The organism is Fictibacillus sp. BK138, assembly GCF_004216955.1.
In the GTDB taxonomy this organism is placed as follows: Bacteria; Bacillota; Bacilli; order Bacillales; family Fictibacillaceae; genus Fictibacillus.
Window position 1 is genome coordinate 2,923,375 of record NZ_SGXL01000001.1, and the last position, 16,536, is coordinate 2,939,910.

The window sequence follows — 16,536 nt, forward strand, 5'->3', positions numbered from 1 at the left end:
GACGAGTGGGCTCACCGCACGCCCCGCGGAAAGCGAGCAACCTGGAGCGGAGATCAACCACTCACATTTGGCTACAACAACGATTCTCCCCCTATAATTTCATCGTTATCGTCTTCGCTTCTGAATAAAACTCGAAGCTGTGTCTGCCGCCTTCTCGTCCGATTCCGCTTGCTTTTGAACCGCCAAACGGTGTACGAAGATCTCGTATGTACCAGCAGTTCACCCAGAGCAATCCAGAATCAACGGCGGCTGAAACCCGCTGTGCTCTACGGATATCGTTTGTCCAGACAACTCCTGCTAGCCCATATTGTGAATCGTTTGCGATCTGAATCGCATCTTCCTCTGTTTTAAAAGGAATGACGACAAGAACCGGTCCGAAGATTTCCTCCTGTGCCACACGCCACTTATTGTTCACATCATACAGAACAGTAGGCTCATAGAAGTTTCCTGCTTCGAGTCCTTTAACCCGCTTACCTCCGCAAGCCAGTTTTGCACCTTCTTTTAACCCAATATCTACATAGGTTTCAACCGTTTCAAGATGACTCTTCGATACAAGTGCTCCCATATCGGTATCTTCCTGGGTTGGATCTCCAACCTTGATCTTCTTAACAGCTGCAACAAACTTGTCCAAAAACTCGTCATAGATGCTTTCTTGCAGAAGCAATCTGGACCCTGCCAAACATATTTCTCCTTGATTCCGGTAGATGGCATCAATGGATCCTTTAACGGCTTCATCTAAATCGGCATCTTCAAAAACGATGTTCGCTGATTTTCCGCCTAACTCCAAGGAAACCGGGATCAGGTTTTCAGCAGCGTTTTTCATGATCGTTTTTCCTGTGTTCGACTCTCCCACAAATGAGATGCGGCGGACGTTTGGATCAGTGGTCATCGCTGCTCCCATTGTGCTGCCAGGGCCTGTAATGATGTTCAGCACACCTGGAGGGAGTCCCGCTTCATTCGCTATGTCTCCAAACATAACGGCAGAGAGCGGTGTGTACGAAGCTGGTTTTACAACGACCGTATTCCCAGCGGCAAGGGCCGCTGAAGCTTTCCATGTCATCTGCATAAAAGGAAGATTCCACGGGATGATCAGACTCGTAACTCCTGCAGGACTATACTTGGCATAGGACATGATGTTGTGCATGTCATAATGCTCGCTTACCATGTATTTTGACATCTCGGCAAAAAACCGGAAATTAGAGGCCGCACGGGGAATATCGAATCCTCGGCTTTCTTTAATCGGCTTACCGACATCAAGCGTCTCAACCATCGCAAGCTCGTTCACGTTCTCCATGATGAGATCCGCCATCTTGCATAGAATATCTGACCGCTCTTCGACAGGCATCTTACTCCAGACTCCGCTGTCATAAGCTGTTTTAGCAGATTGGATCGCACGCTTTGCATCTTGCTCACTGCCGTTTGCTACAAGCGCTAGTTTTTCATTCGTTGCTGGGTTAATCGATTCAAAAGTTTCACCAGAAAGTGCGTCAACATATTCTCCATCAATAAACAGTTTCGCATTTTTAACGTTTACCTTCTGTGCAAGGGTTTCTGATTTCACTTTCTAGTCCCCCTTCTCTTCTTCGATCTCAACAATCATCTCAATTTCTATTGCCGTTCCACCTGGAAGCTGTGCCATGCCAACTGCGGATCTGGCGTGTTTTCCTTTTTCACCAAAAATATTAACCAAAAGGTCAGACGCACCGTTGATGACTTTCGGCTGGTCTGTAAAATCTTCTGTACAGTTCACAAACCCAAGAAGCTTTACGATTCGCTTAACCTTGTTTAAACTTCCAAGCTCGTGCCCAACAACAGCCAGCAGGTTCAGCATCGACTGCCTAGAGGCGGCGTATCCATCTTCGAGCGTCAGGTTTTCCCCAAGCTTTCCGTGATACTGATCAACCCCCTGCCCTGCTGTAAAAAGGAGATTTCCGACTCGTACACAGCTCACATAATTACCGACAGACGGGCGCACTTCTGGTAAAACAAGCCCTAAACTCTCAAGCTTATCCTCCGGTGTTTGAATGACTTGCAACGGCTGCACCCCGCTTTCGTTTTTCAAGATTTAAAAAGGCTGCTGCGTTACCGCCAAGCATCGCCTTGCGTTGTTCATTTGTAAGGTCCACTGTTTCATCCAGCACTTTTCCTGGATTGACTTCACGCAATAAAAACGGATAATCAGATCCCATAAAGATCTTGTCAGACCCGAAACGCTCCATCATATATCGGATGTTCATCGGATCATAATTCAGTGAGTCAAAATAAAATTGCTTCGCATAATGGCTCGGAGGATGAGTGGTAAGCCTCAGGTGCGGCCACACATGCCAGCCTTGATCAAGGCGCGGAATCAAGTATGGAAAAGATCCTCCGCCATGAGCAAAACAGATCTTCAGCTTTGGGAACTTCTCCATCATACCGCTCCAGATCAATGATGCTGCTGCTAGTGCCGTTTCACTCGGCATACCGATCGTGTACATAAAATTATGGTTAGGCATACGTTCTTTCCCCAGCGTCTCCCATGGATGTATGAACAAAGGAACTTCCCATTCCTCCGCTTTTCTAAAGAACTCAATAAATGAAGGATGATCCAGGTTCTGACCGTTCACGTTCGTTCCGATCTCAATTCCATGAAGACCAAGTTCGTTCATGCAGCGGTCCATCTCACGGATAGCAGTCTCAGCGTCCTGCATCGGCACAGTACCAAGTCCAGCAAAGCGGTCCGGATATTCATTCACGGTTTCTGCGATAAAATCGTTCTGGATTCGTGCCATCGCTTCCGCTTGTTCTGGCGGCGCCCAGTAAGAGAACGTTACAGGGATCGGGGATAGAACTTGAATGTCTACCCCTTCACGATCCATGTCATCGATTCTTTTTTTCGGATCCCAAACTTGATCGGTTACGTCCCTGAAGTTTTTGCCGCCTACCATAATGGCAGCTCCACATGCACACGTTCTGTTTAGAACTGGCCACCTTTCCCCACCATACTTTTCAGCAAAGTCAGGAAACGACTCTGGAATGATATGTGTGTGAAAGTCGATTCTTAGCACTTCCATTCCTCCACGTTCTCAGGCATCTGATAGCCGCAGTCCTTGCACAAACGGACACGTTCATTGGAATTGAAGCTGTGAATCGCTTCTTTTACTTGCTTTTCAATATCACTTAACTGTACGGTCACACGGTGCATCTCAGAGTCACAGCGGTCACAGAACCAGACGAAATCTTCAAGCTCACCTTGTGCACGTTTTCTTTCGATAACCAATCCATATGAATCTGCCACTCGGTGCGGAGAATGGGGAACCATTGCCGGCAGCATGAACACGTCTCCTTCTTTTACTTCCACTACTTCACGCTTTCCTTGTTTATTGATGACCTCTACATAACAGCTGCCTTTGATCTGATAAAAGAACTCATCTGATGGATCCACATGGAAATCACGTCTTTTGTTGGGTCCTCCTAAAATCATCGCGATGAATTCGGAGTCCTGCCAGATCACCTTGTTATTTACCGGCGGCTTAAGAAGATCCTTGTTCTCTTCGATCCATTTTAATAGGTTAAAAGATTTTAAAGTTGCTGTTGTACTCATCTTTATTGCCTCCTTTTATTTAGCCAGCTTAGGCTGGTCTGCTACAAAATCATGTGTTACAGCAAGCGCTTCATCAACCATCGAAAACTTAGCTTTTCTTTTATAACCGTTATAGAAGATCGCTCTCTTACGGATCGGGTCCCCTGTGTAATAGCGCTCATATTGAACAAGACGCTGCCCGAAAGCTTCTCCGCATAGATCCCATGCAAGCTTGAACAGTTTCACACGTTCAAGTGAATCTACACCTTCGCGGCCTAAGTAATATTTATCAATCTCACTTCGGATTTCTGGTGCGTTAAAATCATTTCCTGTCGGTGACATGAGCAAGCCGCCAGCACCGATGATCTGGATGACTTCAATCGCTCTTGGATACATTTTAGGGAGCATACCGCGAATCGTCTCAAGAGCTGCGGCATTCGGCATTACTTCACCAGAAGCAGTCGTTTCATACTCATACTCTGCTACACGCAATAATGAGCGGATTACTTCTACGTTTTGTACGAGTTCACCCAAGTCATTCTGCACGTTCAGGTATCCATCTACACCGATAGAGTCTGCTAGTTTACAAGCTACTTCTGTTGCAAACGCCAGCTTCACATAGCCTCTAACACCAGACTGGTGAGCAGGCTGCTGGGCGATCCCTGTTTTCGGATATAGAAGATTAGCAGCTTCCACATTGTTATAGAGGAATACACGATCCCAAGGAACAAGTACGTCATTAAAGACAAGCAGTGCGTCCATCTCTTCAAAGCGTGATGCGAGTGGATGATCAAACTGCGAGCGCTTGCCGTCCTGCATCGGCTCACGGCAAATGAGTTTAAGTCCTGGAGTGTCCACAGGCACCGCAAATGCAAGAGCATAGCGTTCGTCTCCAGGTGCGAACCCAGGGAACGAATAGATGATTACCTCGTCCGTTATTGGTGCAAGTGTCGCAAGCATTTTTGCTCCGCGGACAACGAGTCCATCCGGCGTTTCTTCAACAGCTCCAAGATGTGTGAACATATCCTTTTGCCCATGAGAGTTCTTGCTGCGGTCGTTCTGCGGATTGATGATCGCGTGAGTTAAGAACAGATCGTTGTCTCTTATGTAGTTATAGTAGTTTTTGATATTTACAGACCATTCCGGATTGTACTGATCTAAGAACCATCCATTATGCGCCATGCCTGTTACAACAACATTTAAGAAGTCAGGCGTGCGTCCCATGAGTCCAAACGTAGATTTTGCATAGATTTCAAACAGCTGGCTTCTTGCCATCATTTCTTCATAGCTCGTCGGGTGCAAGAACGCGTTGTTTACCCTTTCACCCGTTTCTTTGCAAATATGTGTAATGGAATCTTGATATTGCGGATCATGCTGCATGTCGTACAGTTTAGCAATCTCTTGAATCGGCTGTTTAAAAACCGGTTCGTTCACAACATCTGTAACTCTCCTGCCCTCTAACCAAATTTCTGGTGAACGAGATTTTAAAGCTTGAATATATTGAGCACCAGTTCTAATTCCCATACCATCTGCCTCCTCTATGAATAATAGATGTTTGAATTTGTAACCACTATATAAGAAAGCGCTTTCAGTTCTCAATAATGAAATTTCATATTATGAAATTATCAGAAAATTAATTTAATATTATGAGAATTCAAAGGTGCTTTTGAAAGAGTTGATTTGCGCTCCAGGTGCTCGCTTTCCGCGGGGCGGGCGGTGAGCCTCCTGCCGCTTTGCGCCTTTAGGAGTCTCACCTGTCCCACTCGTCCCGCAGGAGTCTCGCACCTTCCGCTCCAATCAATTTACCAATGAGGAAAAAGCAACATTCATTTAAAACGTAAAACATTATAAGAAAAGAGCCCTTAAACAGAATGGCTCTTTTCATTTTTAAAGACCGATCATTCTTGGAATCCAAAGAACCGCATCTTCTAAATATGTGATTAAAAATAAAATAGCGATCGCTACGACTAAAAATGGCGCTGAAGATTTGACTAGTTTTTCAAAGCGCACTTCAGCGATCGATGAAACGATAAACAACCCTGTTCCTACTGGCGGTGTTAAAAGACCGATTGTTAAGTTGATGCAGATAATGACACCAAAATGAATCGGATCAATATCAAAGGATGTAACTAAAGGCATAAATACCGGAACTAATATGATCAGCGCTGCAATCCCATCCAACAGCATCCCGACAATCAGAAGCATGATGTTAACGAGCAATAAAAACACAAACGGATTTTCTGAGATCGATAACATGTTGTCGGCAAATACTTGCGGAATTTGTTCGAAAGCAATCAGCCAGCCGAAGATATTTGCCATCGCAATTAAAAATGTAACGGTCGCCGTGCTAATAACCGTGTTGATCATAATCTGAGGTATGGACGTCCATTTTAATTCCTTGTAAAAAAACAATCCTACCAAGAAAGCAATCACACATGCTACAGCTGCTGATTCAGTAGCTGTAAAGGCACCGCTTAAGATTCCAAAGATGATAACAAAAGGTACAAGAAGAGCGGGCATTACTTTTACTGTGCTTTCCCACATTTCTTTTCCCGTTGCTCTTTTGCTCTTCGGAAAATTGTATTTGTAGCCCATATAAGCGATGACACTTACAAATGCTGCTCCGTAGATCAGTCCTGGAACGATCCCTGCCATAAACAAACCACCGATGGAGGTTCCCGAAAGCGTTCCATAGATGATAAAGATCATACTTGGTGGAATAATCGGTGCGATGATGGATGACGCAAGTGTTAAGGAAGAAGAAAATTCTTTGTTATATCCTTCCCTTTCCATCTCTGGCACCATAATTTTGCTCATCATTGCGGCCTGTGCATTCGCTGACCCTAAGATCGACGCCAAGAACATGTTCGCAACTACCGTCACATAAGCCAGTCCGCCGCGAACATGACCAACAAAAACTTTTGCAAATTTAACAAGACGCGTAGTAATTCCTCCGCCATTCATGAGCTCACCTGCGAGCATGAACAAAGGAATAGCCAGCAAACCAAAATTATCTAATCCAGAATAAAGTCTCATTGGTGTTGAATCTAACAATGCAGTGTTCCCATTCAGGAAAAAATAAACGACTGTAATCATCCCTAGTACAAGGGAAATGGGTATTCCCATCAATAAAAACAGAATAAAAATCCCAATGATGAGAGCAGCTGTCATAGTTCTGCCCCCTTTGTTTTAATAATGTGAACTAATTGGGCAAGTACATGTATGCATGCAAACGTTAAGCCGATCGGTACTGCACTGTACGGTATCCACATGGGCAGCAAAATTGCGGTCGACTTTTGGAAAGCCACCCCATCTGACAATATCCATGTATACGTGTATAACAAGATTAATACGAGAAACACGATGATAAACACCTGACTGAAAACGGCGATCCACATCTTTACTCTGCGTGGACAATAATCAAGCAGCAGTGTAACAGCAGCCTGAGACTTAGTTTTAAGTCCCAGACTCCCACCTATAAAGCTGATCCAAATCAATAGAAACACAGCAACTTCACCTGACCAAGATAAGGGTGAATTTAGGAAGTATCGAAATGCTACTGACAGGGCTACGATTATTGCTAGTGCGAGCATGAGGATAGCAGCAAGGAATTTCTCAATTCTTGAAACCCCATTGCTTATACTTTGGATGATGCCGGTTTCTCCTGTAATCGGGCGTTTTATGTTTTCGTTCATTTTCCCGCCGTAATTAAGCTTCATTAAAAACACCCCAATCTATAAAGCTTACTTTCTTACAGAATCTATAAATTCTTGAATCAGCGGATCAGTAGGTCCATATTTTTTATCAAACTCTTCTATATATGGTTTGAAAAGTTCAGGATCAATATCATAGATTTCCATTCCGTTGTCAGCTAATTCTTTTCTGAACTCTTCTTCTTGTCCTGCACGTGTTTCAACTGCATAATCGGCTGCTGCTTTTAAGGATTCGCGGACGATCTTTTGATCTGCTTCTGACATGCCTTCAAACGTACTTTTATTAACCATGGCAACCGCTGGCCACACCATGTGGTTCGTTACTGCTCCGTATTTAGCCACTTCATAATATTTGTTTGTAATTGCTGCATCTAAGTCCATATCCATGCCATCGATTACACCTGTCTGAACAGCAGAATAAACTTCAGGAAGCGGGAGACCTTCTGTTGATGCTCCTGTAGATTTATAGAAATCCTGCATCGGCGGACTTGGTGTTACACGAAGTTTCAAGCCTTTCATATCTTCAGGCTTCTTTACATGTTTGTCCTTAAATAGCATTACACGCTGTCCTGCAAACAAATAATCCAACCCTGTGATTCCCTGTTCATCAAGAGTTGCCAGGATTTTTTTGGCCGGTTCTGATTCTCTTGCCGCGTGTGCCGCCTCAAGATCTTTAAATGCATAAGGAGCAAACCAGGCTGCAAATGAAGGGGAACGCGAACTCGTGTAAGCCGCTGTAATAAATCCAAAATCTACGGATCCTGATTCGATCTGCTGCATCATGTCTGCTTCACTTCCTAGCTGTGATGAAGGATAGATCTCAAGCTCAATTCTTCCATCAGATCGCTTAGAAAGCTCTTCTTTAAATTTCTCAGCTGCTTTATGCCACATGTGTGAAGGCGGCGTAATATGAGCCAGCTTGAATTTGTACGTTTTCCCATCAGCTGAAGCGTCTCCAGAACTTGCTGAATCTTTTGCTCCGCTGCTGCATGATGTCAGAAGGATTAACGCTAAAAAAAGTGCAAGCACTGCCTTTAACCTTTTCTTCATATTTACTCCTCCAATACAATTTTATAAATGTAAGCGCTATCATAAAACACTAATAAAACCTAGTTCTTTCGAAATGGATTCTGCTGTCTTCACGACATGATGAATCATAGACGGAGTGTCCTGTCCAAGCATATAAGACACAGGACCTACCATATTAAGCGCTGCGATCGTCTGTCCTGTGTACGACTTTATAGGCGCTGCTATTCCATACAGGCCCATCTCGTTTTCGTTGTTGCTGATGGCATATCCGTTTGCTCTAATTTGGGCAAGTTCATCTTTTAGTTTTTCAACGCATGTAATGGTGTTAGGTGCACGTCGAAGCAGTCCTCTAGAAATAGTAGGTTTAATCATTGAGGTATTGTAAGCAAGCAAGACTTTTCCAGTGCTCGTACAATATGCAGGCTTCGTATCACCAATAAAGGTAGGGACTTGAACTGAATTTGATGAAGCGACACGCAGAACGAATCGCACTTCTCCACTATCCAGCATTCCGATATGTACAGTTGTATTGAACCTTCTGACAAGACCTTCACACAGCGGAAGAGCTTCGGTGTTTATGTCTTGCTGATACATGACATGGTTGCTCCATTCTAGAAGCTTCCATCCTAATCTATATTTTTTCTGACTGTCTTGAATGAGTATGCCTTCTGAACAAAGTGTCCTGACCAGGTGATGAACAGTACTTGCGTTCATATTTAATTTTTCGGCAATTTGCAAGTTTCCTAGTGCTGGTTCATCCTTCGTGAAGCAATTTAATATCCTTGAAATTTTTTGAACAGATGAGATCACAAATTCTCCCCCTCAAACGGATACGTTTTAGAATGTCAGCTTAAAGACAACCACCCCTTTCAATATGCGTTCATCGTATTGAAAAAGATAGCTTGATACAATCGTGTAATTTCACAATGTGAAATCACTTAAAATATTTTTAGAATAATTAGAAAATTTAACGGACTTTTGAAGGATAGCTTTGGCTAGTAAAGAAGAAGTATAGGTATTGAAGTTCATTTATAGATTTCGTTATAAACTATCAAATTACCTACCTTATTTTTTCCCTTTTCAATGAAAAAATTGTAAACTGTATATAGCATTTATCTCATATATCTATTACTATATGTAGTAGGATTACTTTTACATGGCAAATAAATTCTCTTCATATTTCATCATTTCATGTTGAAAGAGGTGCGGGCGTTGGACATAACGGAGAGTCTGATTACATATATGGATGAAAATCTGCCAAATTATTTAAACGATTGGCACAAGAAAGTCGTGATCTCCAACCATGATATACATAAGGATAAGGTCATCGAAAATGCTTTGCACATGGTGGAGCTCGTCAAACTTTCCTTACGCGGCCAGCTTTCTCCTGAAAAGATTAAGCAGCTTGCACATGAAGTTGCCGTTCAGAGGTTAGAAGCAAAAATTAACATTGGCGAATTCGTCTATAACGTAAATTTAGGCCGAAGTGAAATTGTCAGGTTCGTCACCGGTTCAGGTATTTCTATTCAACAGCTTCAGCCTGTCATCGAAACGATCAATTCTCTTTTTGATGAGTTCTTGTATCATGCTGTTAAAAAATACACCCAATTAAAAGACGCTGAAATCCAAGAAAAAACACACTTTATCGATCAAAGCCATAAAGAGCGCCTTACCATTCTCGGACAGATGTCATCGAGCTTTGTTCACGAATTCCGAAATCCGCTGACTGCTGTTATGGGATTTGTAAAACTCATGCAGCAAGAAAACCCGCGAATGAAGTATATCGACATCATCAGCCATGAGCTAAGCCAGCTCAATTTCCGTATCTCTCAATTTCTTCATGCTTCTAGAAAAGGGGTTCAGGAAAGAGATGCAGAGGAATTTGTGCTTGAGGATTTATTTTCAGACATACTAGACTTTATGTATCCGAGTCTGGTAGATGCTGATGTGAATGTGGTACCTCGTATTGACCCAACCATTACTCTCTGGGCACACAAGGATGAGTTGAAACAGGTTCTTCTTAACTTAATCATGAACTCGATCGATGCTTTACGCCAAAAGAAACACGATCGCCGGATCATGATCTATAGCAAAACCGAGTCAGATTCAAAAGTACATATTACGATTTCAAATAATGGGCCCGCGATACCTCCAGAAACCATGAAAACGATCTTTGAACCATTTTTTACAACGAAAGAGCTTGGTACGGGTATAGGTCTGTTTGTGTGTAAAAAAATCATAGAAAAACATTCCGGAACCATCAGCTGTACTTCCGATGAGAACAATACTACGTTCACCATTGTCTTGCCGCTGCATGCTAAGGTTGTGGATGAACAGCAGCGTGAAATGAAAATGACATAAAAGAGCCTGACACGTTCAGCTCTTTTTTAATTGTCGTTTAAGAAACGCTCGTAAATCCCGAGAACCGCTCGTAAATCCCAAGAACCGCTCGTAAATCCCGAGAACCGCTCGTAAATCCCAAGAACCGCTCGTAAATCCCGAGAACCGCTTGTAAATCCCAAGAACCGCTCGTAAATCCCAAGAACCGCTCGTAAAACCCAAGAACCGCTCGTAAATCCCAAGAACCGCTCGTAAAACCCAAGAACCGCTCGTAAATCCCAAGAATCGCTCGTAAATCGCAAGAACGGTTATTAATCATATAAAAAAAGCCTCTTCCTATATGGAAGAGACACTTCTTAATTCTTTAATATACCGATTCCCGGTATAACGGCATGGAACAGCAGCGAAATGATCCGCCGGATTTAATGATTTCTGAAATATCTACTTCTAGAATTTCATATCCTCGTTCCCTTAGAGCACTGTTAACATGTTTATTGCATGGAAGACTTAGAACTTTTTTGTTTCCGATCGATAAGACGTTCGTTCCCATCGTAAATTGCTCGTCTTTATTCACTTCTATTAGTTCGAAGTGCGATGCGAGAAGCTTTAAGTCTTTTTCTTCAAATGCTTGCGGATACACAAGTGCTTCCTTTTCCGATAGTATGTTAAACACACAATCTAAGTGTAAATAGATAGGATCAAACGGAACAGCGATCACTTCCATATGTGGAAGCTGAGATTGCAGTTCTTGAATGGTTTCTTCTGAAGTCCTTCCGCTAACTCCAATATATACTTTATTGCCATGAACGATTACATCTCCGCCTTCGATTCGGTCGCCTTCGATTAAAGAGAGATTTACTTGATGCTCTAAAAGCCAGTTTCGGAGAATCTTCTCTTCACCATCACGAATGTTGCTTCCCATTCGTGAAACAAATACCGTCTCACCGATTGTAAAACCGATATCCCGGGTAAACACCTGTTCCGGGAATTTTTCCATTGGAGGAAGTTTATAAACATCTACCCCATGATTGGTCATCATTTTAACAAAATCCTGATGCTGTTTCATCGCGCGTTTCATGTTGATATTGTCTTTGGCAAAATGACGCTGTGTTTCATTGATGATCTCATCAATCTTCATATATCTAGGTTCACAAACAATTACTTTTTTTAGTGTTCCATATTCACTGTCACAGTTCACGAGCTTATATTCTCCTTTAATTACGGTAGCCATCATAATCCTCCATTTAAGGTATATATAATGCTCTTCCCTAAACTATCTGTACCGTAAACGTTTTTTACATCTTCAACTATTCTATTTTCATTTTTTCCAAAAATGGCTAAAAGTTATCTTATTTCATAAAAAAACCACCCGAGCAGACGAATCCACCCGGATGGCTATCACTATTTTGTATGCATTTCTCATTTTTTATACCTTATTTTCAGGTCGAACAAAATCCATTTTTTCTTTGTATTCGTTTAAAAACGGTAGATGGGGATAATGCTTTTCCGCTAGAAGAAAAACCTCTTCGATTAAAAGCTCTAATTCCTGCACACTATTATGAGCATCTCCTAGATAAATAGCAGAAAATCTTTCATCCATATTTTTGGGCTTAATGGTAAAAATCTCACTATATTTATGTATCCATTTAAATGATGGATGGTGGATATACAATTTGTTCAGTCCAAATAACGTTCCCATCAATTTCTTCTGAACGGCTCCCATCAAATCATACAGCATCAGCCAGTCTTTCCGGTCTAATAATGCTTTGCGATTGTTCCATCTATACCAGAGCGCCAAGTTTTCCTCGATCATCTTTTCCGCAAGCTGATCAGGATAAATCTGAACTTTGTTTTTTAATGAATCGATCACTGGATCTCCATATAAACTTTGTCCGTAATAGATAGAAGAGACCATACATTGTTTTCCGTAATCTATATCAAACTCATTCACCACATCGTTAATCCAAGTTTCAGCAGTACTTGTTAAAAAACTGCTGATTTCCAGCTTCACATTCTCAGGCGTTAAATAGCTCTCTGCCCATTCTTCCTCCTCAAATGGGTGGAAATCAATCACGGATCCATGAATCGTTTGAATGGGATGCATTCGGTCTTCATCTGTTGGAGACTCAGACCAGAAGATATTCAGCTCGATGTCTGAATGTTTATCTTCCCATCCTCTTGAAACTGAACCAGCCAATAATACCGCTTCCACATTACGATTTTCCTGATAGATAGATGCCATTTTTATTGCTATATCTTTTAATCCCATCATGTATTCTCTCCTTATAAAAGGCATAACGGCCTTCGACTAACTCTTCAGCTCTCTGTAAGATTATCACAACAAACACTCTAGGAAAATATTACAATATTTGAAAGGGATTTAGGTTTATTAAATAGAAAGGATTCTAATGAAAATAAAAGGAGACTATAAATGATTCCTAAAAAAATCCTATATAAATATGTCGTACTCATGATTCTTTGTGTTCCTGTCATCATTGCTGCAAAACTTGACTATCATACTTGGATTAATCACTTGCCTGTAGAACAGTTTGATTTTGGCAAAGCCTATTTTACGGCGACGATTATTAGTCTTGTGATGTTTGTCAGCAGCATTAGAACACATAAGAATCCAAATAATCCTTCCATTTAAAATGCTCATAAAGGAGAGAAAAATGTTAACCGGTAAAAGAATTATGTTGCGAGAGTTTGAAGAGGAAGATTGGAAAGCTGTACATAAATATGCTTCACAGGAAATTGTTTCTCAGTACCAGCCTTGGGGACCAAATACCGAAAAAGAAACTATTGCATATGTTCATGAAGCCATGAATGAAGCAAAGATTAATCCCCGTGTACGTTTCGCTTTCGCTATTGTGGAAACCCAATCTGAAGAAATGATTGGTGCTGGAGAATTATTTATTCGAAGCTCTACCAATAGAGAAGGTGAGATCGGGTATATTATTCATCCCGCATACTGGGGGTCAGGTTATGCAACTGAAGCAGCGAATATGTTATTTAACTTTGGTTTTTCAACGTTAAGATTACATCGTATTTTTGCAACGTGCGATCCAAGAAATAAAGCATCAGAAAAAGTACTAAAGAAAATCGGTATGACTTTAGAAGGTAGGATTCGTGAATCTATTCTCCTTAAAGACGGATGGCGGGATTCATTATTATTCGGTATGTTAGAACAAGAATGGTTACTAAAAAAAGGACTCGGTTAGGAGTCCTCTTTCCTTATTTATGATGAAACGGACACTTTCCGGTAATCGGTTCAACGTCGTCCCCAATAAAATACTGCTTCCACTCTCTATGCTCCGGATCACCGTAATGGCTAATGTTCGGATGGGTCGGCAAGTTATCCCACTTCTCCACACGTTCACGTACTTTTTCACGTGACATGCTCCCTCCTGGGGACGTTCCTTCCAATCCTTCAAATATGCGTCTTGGCTGAAATCCGAGAACTAAGCTGTTTCCAAGATCTCTCGTTTTCCGCTGTTTATATGCTGGTGCGTTGCCAAACACAAAGTAAGGTTCATTATCCACTGAAAAAGCAAATAAGTGATGGTCGGGATCTTTCGGAATATGCTCGGGCCATGGCTGATCGTCAGTTTCGTGAAGATATTTAAGGATGTTCCAGAAATATTCTCTATAATACGGAATGTCCTTCTCTTCTTTTTCAGGCTCGACGAACACAAATAATCCGTGGCGAATTAATTTAGGGGCATCGAATAGTTTATTGAATTCTTTAATAGCTTCAGGAAGGTTTGACCAGTCATCATGTGTTACATATGCATAGCGAAGCTCACCTTTTTTTTCTGCAGCCATACCAAAGTAACAAGGAAACGTTTTGTCCGTGACTGTTTCATGAAATGTCTTATACTCTTCAATGACCCATGCTGGAACTCGATCTGGATTTGTCATATCTTCTTTTGTAAGCAAAGTTAATTGTTTCGTTTCCACTTAACCACTCCTCTGATCTGATAATGAGGAATTTCCCTTAAGCTAAATAATTAAAACGTAATTTGTTTTGCTTATTTTTTCCAAGCTAATATCTCTTCAAGATTGCTTAAATGTTGTGAAAGCCAGATCATTTCATGAGCAAACCTTTTAGGAGGATCACCTTCATGCTCGATAACGGAGATCCACCACGTACTCTCCATGTACCAAACGAGCCTTAATGACTGAATTACCCTATCAAGCGATAATTCATTTGTATGGCTATACCCTTCAATAAATGCATGTACCGCTTCTGGATTTAAAGTATGGTTATGTAAGCATGCTGAGATAATAATTCGGCCTATGTCTAACTCAAGAAAGTCATAATTCATCCGGTCAAAATCTAAAATCGCTTTTACGGCGTCTGATGAAAATAATAGATTATCCACCCATAAATCCCGATGACACCAGCCTGGAGTCAGATTATCAAAGTCTTTTTTCAATTTACTGGTCGCTTCTTTTTGTAAAAGTATAAAGGGTTTTAATTCTGTTAACCCTTTTTCATCGCACGCAGCGATAACTGAATCCCAATAACCGATACGATTTTGGAAGGACGGCATATTGAACATGGTTTCTTTTTTTGGAGGAAGCGTTCCGTCATTTAATAGATCGTGAAGCTTTCCAATGGCTGATCCTAATGATTTCATCTGATGGGAGTCAGCATTTCCAGCCCGGATTAAATTTCCTTCCATAAATTCCATGATCGTGTACAGTTCCCCATTCAAGGTCTTATGTAAAAGTTCTCCGCCGTGCTCCAGCAGTTCTGGACAGGGAACTCCATGATTAAAGCCTCGATTTTGAGTCCGAAGTGCTGTTCGTATGGTATCAAGGTCATATTTTTTGATACGTTCTCTGTTGTATTGCTTTAATAGAAATGTACCTTTATTCGTTTCGATCTTCCATTTTTGATTAAGCCAACCGCGTTTTATTGGTGTATTCTTATAGATGGACCATTCAAAACGGTGTTCTGCATCGTTTTTCAAATGTTCCCATAAGGAACGTTCTGCAGCTTGTTTTTCTAAACTAACAGCACCCATTCGTCTACTTCAGCTCCTGCCACTTCGTCCACGATGCCTCTTCTCTTTTTTTATAAAAACCAGCGTCTCGATCCATATATCCATTTACAATAAACTCTCTGCGAATGGTACAAAAATCCTCATGGTATTGTTTGATGAATTGATTGATCTGCGGTTCGCTATAAGATTCTTCGTCTAATTTTCGTACCAAGTACTCCAGTACCACTAACTTTTTCTTCTTCTGTGAAGGTATGTTCTTTAGTTTCCCATCTTTAGTTAAAAAAGCATTTAATACACTTGTTTGATAGTTCTCCAATTCTGTTGTCATCTGTTATCACTCCATTTAGATTGATTCTGTTTTTCTATTTCGTTCAAAACCTTTATAGCGTGTACCTTGAAATGTTAGGTGTCCTTTATCGCCCTCAACCAGCAGACCATAGTCTTGCGGTTTCACCTGAAATTCCATTCGGTCTCCGCTTTCCACTTCAAATGTAACAAAATACGTTGTATGCGCCGACGTATCGTTTGCGCCTCCGCTCACCCGGCTTCTTTTTGTTTTCACATCTGCTGGAACCGTCAGCTGTGGCTGTTTGTTATTGTGGCTCCATTGACTTATTCCTTTTACTATCGCAAAAAGAAAAATTCCTATAACAAGTACAAAGATTATCCCAATGAAAATCGGTCCAAATTCAAAGATCCAATCCCCAGCTCCAAAACCAGGTTCTTGAAACTCTTGAATGTCTTCAAAGTTATCCATTAAATCGCCCCTTATCACACCCACTTTACATATTATTACATACGGAAATAAAAAGACAGAAGTTTCAGTTTTATCATTTGGATGAAACACTAATTAGAAAGACGCCTCATTTTTCTTCGCTAA

At 41.5% G+C, this 16,536-nt stretch carries 19 protein-coding genes; 3 read left to right on the plus strand and 16 right to left on the minus strand.

What is annotated here, in order from left to right; translation table 11 throughout:
• Positions 1-91: 91 nt before the first annotated feature.
• The 9 genes from EV282_RS14755 to EV282_RS14795 form a co-directional block, all read right to left on the minus strand.
• The gene (locus tag EV282_RS14755; RefSeq protein WP_130296524.1) at positions 92-1,561 is read right to left on the minus strand and encodes an aldehyde dehydrogenase; all 1,470 of its coding nucleotides are present in this window, start codon (positions 1,559-1,561) and stop codon (positions 92-94) included.
• Positions 1,562-1,564: 3 nt separating this feature from the next.
• Entirely contained in the window at positions 1,565-2,035 is a 471-nt protein-coding gene (locus EV282_RS14760) for a RidA family protein (RefSeq protein ID WP_130296525.1), read from the minus strand.
• Complete coding sequence (locus EV282_RS14765; protein ID WP_130296526.1) at positions 2,007-3,053, minus strand: amidohydrolase family protein; 1,047 nt, start codon at positions 3,051-3,053, stop codon at positions 2,007-2,009. The genes EV282_RS14760 and EV282_RS14765 overlap by 29 nt, the downstream gene beginning before the upstream one ends.
• A complete protein-coding gene (gene nbaC, locus EV282_RS14770; RefSeq protein ID WP_130296527.1) occupies positions 3,041-3,583 on the minus strand; it encodes a 3-hydroxyanthranilate 3,4-dioxygenase in 543 nt (180 codons plus the stop codon). Before nbaC ends, EV282_RS14765 begins: the two co-directional genes overlap by 13 nt.
• A 15-nt stretch (positions 3,584-3,598) precedes the next feature.
• Positions 3,599-5,086, minus strand: coding sequence for a 4-hydroxyphenylacetate 3-hydroxylase family protein (locus EV282_RS14775; protein WP_130296528.1), 1,488 nt, complete (start codon positions 5,084-5,086; stop codon positions 3,599-3,601).
• Between the two features lie 363 nt (positions 5,087-5,449).
• Complete coding sequence (locus tag EV282_RS14780) at positions 5,450-6,733, minus strand: TRAP transporter large permease (protein ID WP_130296529.1); 1,284 nt, start codon at positions 6,731-6,733, stop codon at positions 5,450-5,452.
• Complete coding sequence (locus EV282_RS14785) at positions 6,730-7,281, minus strand: TRAP transporter small permease (RefSeq protein ID WP_242611887.1); 552 nt, start codon at positions 7,279-7,281, stop codon at positions 6,730-6,732. The genes EV282_RS14780 and EV282_RS14785 overlap by 4 nt, the downstream gene beginning before the upstream one ends.
• Before the next feature lie 24 nt (positions 7,282-7,305).
• Positions 7,306-8,325, minus strand: coding sequence for a TRAP transporter substrate-binding protein (locus EV282_RS14790; RefSeq protein ID WP_130296530.1), 1,020 nt, complete (start codon positions 8,323-8,325; stop codon positions 7,306-7,308).
• A 39-nt stretch (positions 8,326-8,364) separates the two neighbouring features.
• Positions 8,365-9,114, minus strand: a complete 750-nt coding sequence (locus EV282_RS14795) for an IclR family transcriptional regulator (RefSeq protein ID WP_130296531.1) — start codon at positions 9,112-9,114, stop codon at positions 8,365-8,367.
• Between the two features lie 402 nt (positions 9,115-9,516).
• Between EV282_RS14795 and EV282_RS14800 the strand changes: the two genes are divergently transcribed.
• A complete protein-coding gene (locus tag EV282_RS14800) occupies positions 9,517-10,665 on the plus strand; it encodes a histidine kinase N-terminal domain-containing protein (protein ID WP_226536650.1) in 1,149 nt (382 codons plus the stop codon).
• A 37-nt stretch (positions 10,666-10,702) separates the two neighbouring features.
• Here the strand turns inward: EV282_RS14800 and EV282_RS14805 are convergent, their stop codons facing one another.
• The 3 genes from EV282_RS14805 to EV282_RS14815 form a co-directional block, all read right to left on the minus strand.
• Positions 10,703-10,963, minus strand: coding sequence for a hypothetical protein (locus EV282_RS14805; protein ID WP_130296533.1), 261 nt, complete (start codon positions 10,961-10,963; stop codon positions 10,703-10,705).
• A gap of 45 nt (positions 10,964-11,008) precedes the next feature.
• On the minus strand, positions 11,009-11,875 hold the full coding sequence (locus EV282_RS14810) for a dimethylarginine dimethylaminohydrolase family protein (RefSeq protein WP_130296534.1): 867 nt from the start codon (positions 11,873-11,875) through the stop codon (positions 11,009-11,011).
• 195 nt (positions 11,876-12,070) lie between these two features.
• A complete protein-coding gene (locus EV282_RS14815; protein WP_130296535.1) occupies positions 12,071-12,913 on the minus strand; it encodes a DUF4037 domain-containing protein in 843 nt (280 codons plus the stop codon).
• A 162-nt stretch (positions 12,914-13,075) separates the two neighbouring features.
• On the opposite strand from EV282_RS14815, the gene EV282_RS14820 reads away from it, so the two are divergent.
• Together EV282_RS14820 and EV282_RS14825 are read left to right on the plus strand one after the other, a co-directional pair.
• On the plus strand, positions 13,076-13,294 hold the full coding sequence (locus EV282_RS14820; protein ID WP_130296536.1) for a hypothetical protein: 219 nt from the start codon (positions 13,076-13,078) through the stop codon (positions 13,292-13,294).
• A 22-nt stretch (positions 13,295-13,316) separates the two neighbouring features.
• Complete coding sequence (locus tag EV282_RS14825) at positions 13,317-13,865, plus strand: GNAT family N-acetyltransferase (RefSeq protein WP_130296537.1); 549 nt, start codon at positions 13,317-13,319, stop codon at positions 13,863-13,865.
• 13 nt (positions 13,866-13,878) lie between these two features.
• On the opposite strand, the gene EV282_RS14830 is transcribed toward EV282_RS14825, so the two are convergent.
• The 4 genes from EV282_RS14830 to EV282_RS14845 all read right to left on the minus strand — a co-directional run bounded on the left by EV282_RS14830 (position 13,879) and on the right by EV282_RS14845 (position 16,413).
• Positions 13,879-14,565, minus strand: a complete 687-nt coding sequence (locus tag EV282_RS14830) for a YqcI/YcgG family protein (RefSeq protein WP_130297015.1) — start codon at positions 14,563-14,565, stop codon at positions 13,879-13,881.
• A 110-nt stretch (positions 14,566-14,675) separates the two neighbouring features.
• Positions 14,676-15,677, minus strand: coding sequence for a phosphotransferase (locus tag EV282_RS14835; RefSeq protein ID WP_130296538.1), 1,002 nt, complete (start codon positions 15,675-15,677; stop codon positions 14,676-14,678).
• 4 nt (positions 15,678-15,681) lie between these two features.
• Complete coding sequence (locus EV282_RS14840) at positions 15,682-15,984, minus strand: DUF2087 domain-containing protein (RefSeq protein WP_130296539.1); 303 nt, start codon at positions 15,982-15,984, stop codon at positions 15,682-15,684.
• Between the two features lie 15 nt (positions 15,985-15,999).
• Positions 16,000-16,413, minus strand: a complete 414-nt coding sequence (locus EV282_RS14845) for a DUF2500 domain-containing protein (protein WP_130296540.1) — start codon at positions 16,411-16,413, stop codon at positions 16,000-16,002.
• Positions 16,414-16,536: the final 123 nt, after the last annotated feature.